We start from the raw sequence: 1148 nt of genomic DNA, 5'->3' as shown, positions 1-1148 counted from the left end.
ACATAGCGCATATATGACTAAGCAAAGACTACTAAACCAATCGCCTTTATCTTTTAAAACAGTCTTATCAATACTGCCAGTCTGTTTTGGACCATTTCTTCCTATACGGTTTCTTCTTAAAAAATACGCCTGCAGTAGCATAATAAGACCAAGGCAAGAGGCAGCGCTGAGCAAGCGGATAGCGGTAAAATTCCATGCATCAATCGCGCCGTCTGCCAGTGCCATTCTGCAAAGTAATGAATTGGCGGCAAAGGCGATCAAAGCGATCATCGTAAATAGGGCAGCTTTCAAAAATAATTCCTACAGGCACGATAGGTTTTGCCTAAGATTTGGGGTTATTTTTCTATTCTTTTTAGTTATTTAGCCATTTAGCCACTTGCTGCACCCGTTGCACTCTCTCGCCACCGATGCGTTGAAAAGCCTTATTGTGCAAGGTTAACTGACTGGCAAAGTAAGCGCTGATGTCTTCACGCTGATGCGGGCTATCACGCAAATCATCAGCGACCCACGGGATATCCACTTCGGTCAAGAGTATTAAATCGTAATGGTGTATCAATGCCGCTTGGCTGAGCGCCTCAGGGCAGTCGCCATAATACCAGTTGGCATACACCATCAGCTCAAATAAACTGGTATCACAAAATAAGTAACGGTTGTTATCAGGCAGTTGCGCGGCTTGTTTGGCAAGTTTGTTTTCTAAGTCAATTTGACCTTGCGCGATAGGCAGTAAATCATCCCACGTACAAGTCAGATGCTCACTATCCCATTTTGCTTGCAGATAAGTGCGCATATATTCTGGCACCCACGGACTGCCAAAATGTGCAGCCAAGTCGCGGCATAACGTGGTTTTGCCGGTGCTTTCTGCCCCTAATATCGCGACATTAAAGACCGATTTAGGCGTATGCTGCGTGAGATTGTACGCGGTAGCGTCGTTGCCATTCATAGTATGCCCAGATTGCGATGAGAGTGAAGACTACGTACTGTAGCGCGGTAAAAGTTAGACCTTTATAAAAATACAGCGGCACGGAAATCGCATCAGCAATAATCCAAAGTAGCCAGTGTTCGATTTTACGCCGCGCCATCAGCCACATTGCCATTAAAAACAGCGCGGTGGTCAGCATGTCGGTGTAATCGACCCAGGTAAATAAGTG

Annotated in this window: 2 protein-coding genes and 1 pseudogene; all 3 read right to left on the bottom strand. The window is 45.6% G+C overall.

Annotation, left to right across the window (positions count from 1 at the left end):
- A pseudogene (locus V7D75_RS04605) lies at positions 1 to 291 on the bottom strand (DMT family transporter); the annotation flags it as partial.
- A gap of 61 nt (positions 292 to 352) precedes the next feature.
- Positions 353 to 940 (bottom strand): ATP-binding protein, encoded by a 588-nt coding sequence (locus V7D75_RS04600; protein WP_333613602.1) that lies wholly within the window; start codon positions 938 to 940, stop codon positions 353 to 355.
- On the bottom strand, positions 891 to 1148 hold a 258-nt coding region (locus tag V7D75_RS04595; RefSeq protein ID WP_333613601.1), incomplete at its 5' end, for a nicotinamide mononucleotide transporter family protein. The genes V7D75_RS04595 and V7D75_RS04600, both read right to left, overlap by 50 nt.

Origin of the sequence: Psychrobacter sp. (assembly GCF_036731945.1) — a bacterium.
Lineage (GTDB): Bacteria > Pseudomonadota > Gammaproteobacteria > Pseudomonadales > Moraxellaceae > Psychrobacter.
The sequence above is the reverse complement of the archived record's forward strand: the minus strand, read 5'-3'. Positions and strand labels throughout refer to the sequence as shown.

What these genes read in the sequence shown, in the direction of transcription:
- V7D75_RS04600 (WP_333613602.1), bottom strand. Translation starts at nt 940, where the DNA reads ATGAATGGCAACGACGCTACCGCGTACAATCTCACGCAGCATACGCCT.